Genomic DNA, 5,097 nt, shown 5'->3' with positions numbered 1-5,097 from the left:
GATCTCCACCTTGTCGCCCAGCTGGACCATGCCGTACATGTTGTAGGTCCATCCGGCGATCTCGTAGTGGACGCCCTGCTCGTCAGTGGCCTGGGCCGCGTACTGGGCGGTGGCCGACAGCCACATGCCGTGCACCAGCGGCGCAGACAGTCCGGAGACTGCAGCACCCCGCTTGGAGGTGTGGATGGGATTGAAGTCCCCAGAGGTGCGTGCAAAGGCGGTCATGTCCTTGGGGGCGGTGACGGTGACGCGGCGCAGCAGCCTGCGGGGTGTGTCCACCGTGTCGGCGCGGATGCCGCCATATTCGGGAGCCTCCTGGGGCAGCTGGTCGCTGTAGGCGCGGCCACGGATGGCGAAGCGCTCGACCTCGCGGGCCAGCACGGTTCCGTCCTGGGCGGCGTGTACCACATGGATGGTCACCACCCGGCCGGAGGCTGACTCCTGGTAGGGCTCGGCCCAGCTGGTCAGTTCAATCCGCTGGCCGGTGTGCTCCAGCAGGCGCTTCTCGCTGACCTCCAACTCGATCAGATGGTCCAGATGGACCGCGTTGAGCAGTCCCTCGATGATGGGGAAGCCATCCACATAGACGGATCCCAGGGCTGCGTAGATGGCCGGCCAGGCCGGACCCACCAGGGCGTCGGGGGCGAAGCCGGAGGGGATCAGCGCATCGGGCAGGGCGCCTCCGGTGGCCGCCTCATGGTCGAAGCCCAGGTTGGCCGCCAGTGTGTAGCCGCTGTGGGCCAGACCGAAGGGGTGGTCCTGGTCGTCATCATCCTTCTCGATGACAGGCATGGCCTTCAGCTTGTCGCCGGTGATGGAGGTATTGCCGATGCCGGCTGTGTCGGCCAGCATTGCATAGACGTCCTTGGGCAGGCGGCTGCGGTCAACCACCGGGAAGAGGCCGACCTGGTCGCTCTTGAGGGTCAGAGGCACGACGATGTCGCGCACCGCATGCCGGTCCAGACCGCCGTCGGGATCATCGTCCCAGTAGGTGTCCAGATGGATGTCCAGATCGTAGTGCTCACCCTGGTCGTCCTGGCCGGTGGCGGTGATGGTGTAATTGGGGTCGTCCATGGCCGTGCCGTAGGCCGGATTGGCCATCAGGTGGCCCACCCAGGAGATGTTGGGGCTGCGACGGATGAACTCCTGCGCGTCAGCAGCGCCTGCCAGCTGGCTATAGGCCTTGACGGGATTGCTGTCCAGATCGCGCACCCGGTCTATGGCCGCCTGTTCAAACCGTCCCAGGATGGAGGCCACCGGCTCGTCCACCGTGGTAATGCCCGCCACGGAGATGGGTCCGGGGATGGCCCTGACCGAGTCGGCACCGTAGCGGGGATCCTCGGACTGCCAGAGCTGATCCTGGCCCCACCAGCGCAGCAGATCGTTGTCGATGACCGGCACGAAGGGCATGGGCTTGGGGTACTCGCGCACCAGGATGGGGAACCAGGCCACGTCGGTGGGCACCACCTTGAGCTCGGCTGCCTGGGGATAGGCCTCGTGCAGCCGTCGAAGCGCCTGCTCGGGCTCGGCAACATCCTGCCTGGAGGCGAAGATGGAATCGAACTCGCCGCTCTGACGCTCGCAGACACGGGCCTCGATGCGCCGCAGCAAGTGCAGGAAGCGGTCGATGTAGGTGTCATCGGCCCAGGGGTAGGCCAGGTCGGCGAAACGTTGGGCCCAGTCCTGGTAGGTCATGGTCTCCAGATCGCCGAAGTAGGGCTTGGCTGTCTTGTCCAGGGCCTCGATGATCTCCTCGCGGCGGGTCTCCAGCTCCTCGGGGTGCTTCATGACCCGGACCAGCAGGCGGCCGCACTCGGCGGAGGAGTTCTCCATCTCGTAGATGTCGGCGTGCAGATGGCTCAGGCCGGAGCCCACGCCTCCCACGGACTTGCCGCTGGGCACCCACTTCTCACCCATGGGGGCGAAGGGGTCCGGATCGGGGGTGGAGCTGTCGATGCCAGGGGTGGCCACCAGAGCCCGCTTGATCTCAGGATTGGTGTGGGCCTCCTTGGCGGTCATGGCCGCTGTGCCTATCATGACGCCGTCCACGGGCATGTCCGGCAGGTGGTAGGCACGGGACCACTGACCACTGATGTAGTCAGCCGCCCGCTCAGGGGTGCCGATGCCGCCGCCGGCCACCAGAACGATGTTGGGGCAAGCGCGAACCTCGGCGTAGGTGGTCGAAAGCAGGTCGTCCAGGGACTCCCAGGAGTGGTGGCCTCCGGCGGCACCGCCCTCGACCTCCATCAGAATGTGGGTGGGGGTGACCTTGCGGGCGATGGCCACGACCTGGCGGATCTGGTCCACCGTGCCGGGCTTGAAGGCCACGTAGGGGAAGCCCTCCTCGTTGAGCTGACGGATCAGGGTCACGGCCTCGTCCAGCTCGGGAATGCCGGCAGAGATGACCACACCGTCGATGGGGGTGCCAGAGGCGCGCTTCTTGGGCACGATGTGCTGGCTGCCGAACTGGAGGTTCCACAGGTAGCGGTCCATGAACATGGCGTTGAACTCGACCGTGCGGCCCTCTTGCAGCTGGTCCTCCAACTGGGACACATGGCGGTCGAAGACCTCGGCGGTCACCTGACCGCCGCCGGCAAGTTCGGCCCAGTAGCCTGCGTTGGCGGCTGCAGCCACGATTTCAGGCTCCACAGTGGTCGGGGTCATGCCGGCCAGCATGACCGGGGGCTTGCCGGTCAACCGGCTGAAAGCAGTCTCCACCCGGGGGCCAGCCGGGGTCTCAAGCAGACGGGGAGCCAGCTTGGACCAGTCCTGGGTTCGGGCCGGGTCCTCCTCCATGGTGGACAGCTGCGCGCGCCGGGCCTGGTTGGAGGCCTCGACCACACCAACACCGGTGCCCTGGACCAGGTTGTCCACCAGCTTGCCCAAGGTCTCGCCCGGGCCCAGATCCACCAGCCAGAGGGATGCGGCATCCTGCTGGTCCATGACCTCGGCGATCCGGCCGGCCCAGTCGGCGTGGTTGAGCAGAACCTCCTCAGCCAGAACCCGGGCACGCTCGGTGTCCAGACCGCAGCGGGAGGCCCAGTCCACGCTCAGATCCACGGCTTCCTTCATGAGCGGGGAGTGGAAGGGCAGGGTCACATCCAGGTACTCCAGAACCGGCGAGAAGGCGGTTCCGCCCCGGACCTTGTCTTCGCGCAGTTGGCGCTGGTGCTCGCTCTCCTTGCCCGCCTCGATGGCAAAGGCGGCCAGATCCTCCGGATAGCCGGACAGGACCAGGTTGCGATCCGAGTTGGTCACGGCCACGCTGATGGGGCCGCGAGCGCCAGGCACCCGGTCGACCAGAACCTCCACCTGATGGCGGGTGGCCCCGCGCACCGAAAGCATAGGGGTGGCCTCACCCTGGCGGTGGATGCCCAGACGACGGGCCTGACGAGTGCCAGCCGTTCCAATCAGCATGGCGGTGGCCAGAATCTGGTCAATGGCACCCTGAGCAGCCTTGAGGGATCCGGCAGCCTGAATCTCCTGAACCATGTGAACGCCGATGATGCCCTGAGAGTGCCCCAGCAGGGCCACCGGACGGGCCTGGGCCGCGTCGTAGCCCAGCTGGTCCATATCCATGAGGGCGCCCAACTGCACCAGGGCGATGCCGGGCACGCTGACCGCCGCGTCGGCGGCCGGCCCCAGCCTGACCGGGTCGGGCCTGTAGCCGAACATATCCAGCTGACGACCGTTGGTGGCCAGCAGGTCGGGCTTGACTGCCCTGAGCAGGTCGGTGGCCGCCGCCATGCGCTCCTTCAGGGCCTTGTCGATGTCGGGATCGCCCTGCAGATCGGCCAGGGCCACGGTCCAGGGGTTGGACTGGCCGGCGAACATAAGCGCGTGTGGCTGCTCAGCGAGACGGTTGATGAAGAATGTACTGGTCATGATGTCCTATTCATAGAGAGTTGGGGATTACTGATAATGACGAGGAAAAGTTCACAGAGGCTGGTTGCCGTGGTGCTTGTCGTTGACCCTGACGCGTTGCTTGTCTGCCAGGAGGTCCATGGCCTGGACCAGGACCGGTCTGGTCTGCTCGGGGTCGATCATGCCGTCCAGCTCGCCCATCTCCAGGGAGAGATTGGCGTTGACGGTGCTGGTTTCATACTCCTGGGCCAGTTTGTTTCGTAGCTCATCCACGTCCCGGCCGGCCTCCTTGGCCTCCTGCAGGTCGCGCCGGTGGATGATGTTGACCGCGCCCTGGGCTCCCAGCACGGCGATCTGCGAGGAGGGCCAGGCATAGTTGAGGTCCGCACCGATGGCCTTGGAGCCCATGACGATGTAGGAGCCGCCAAAGGCCTTGCGCAGCACAATGGTGACCATGGGCACCTGGGCGTTGGCATAGGCGTAGATGACCTTGGCACCCCGGCGGATGATGCCGGCGTGCTCCTGGTCCGAACCCGGCTTGTAGCCAGGGGTGTCCACCAGGGTGATGACCGGCAGGTTGAAGGCATCGCAGAGGCGGACGAACCGGGCCAGCTTCTCGGAGGATTCCACATCCAGGCTGCCCGCGTCCACCATGGGCTGGTTGGCCACGATTCCCACCGGCCGGCCCTCCAAGCAGGCGAAGCCCACAACGATGGACCGGGCGTAGAGCTCCTGGACCTGAACCAGCTCGCCGTAGTCGACGATGGCATGGATGACGTCCAGCACGTCGTAGGGCTGCCGGTCGTTCTCGGGGATGACCGTGGCCAGGCGTTTGGCGGCCTGGCGCTCGGCATGGCCGGAGATGAAAGCGTACCGGGGAGGCTCCTGTCCGCTGTTGGCAGGCAGGTAGGCCAGGACGGTCCTGGCGTAGTCGATGGCGTCGGCCTCGTCCTCACCCAGGTAGTGGGCCACGCCGGAACGGGTGTTGTGCACGTAGCCGCCGCCCAGCTGGTCCATGCTGATGGTCTCGCCGGTGGCCGCCTTGACAACATCAGGACCAGTGACGAACATGTCGGAGTTCTCCTTGGTCATGATGATCAGGTCTGTCAGAGCCGGGCAGTAGACAGCACCGCCTGCGCAGGGCCCCAGGATCAGAGAAATCTGCGGGACAAAGCCGCTGGCCTGGCAGGTCTTGCGAAAGATGCGTCCGTACTGGGTCAGGGCAGCCACACC

Annotated in this window: 2 protein-coding genes; both read right to left on the bottom strand. The window is 66.0% G+C overall.

Features of this window, described 5'->3' with window-relative positions; all coding sequences use genetic code 11:
* Positions 1-3,885 (bottom strand): fatty acid synthase subunit beta domain-containing protein (locus AC0AP0_RS08850; RefSeq protein WP_490430199.1); only part of this gene is annotated, 3,885 nt, incomplete at its 3' end.
* A 51-nt stretch (positions 3,886-3,936) separates the two neighbouring features.
* Positions 3,937-5,097 (bottom strand): acyl-CoA carboxylase subunit beta (locus AC0AP0_RS08845; RefSeq protein ID WP_490430198.1); only part of this gene is annotated, 1,161 nt, incomplete at its 5' end.

The organism is Bifidobacterium sp. POST2/T3 (B1), from assembly GCF_058197115.1.
This window is presented reverse-complemented; position numbering and strand designations above follow the sequence as displayed.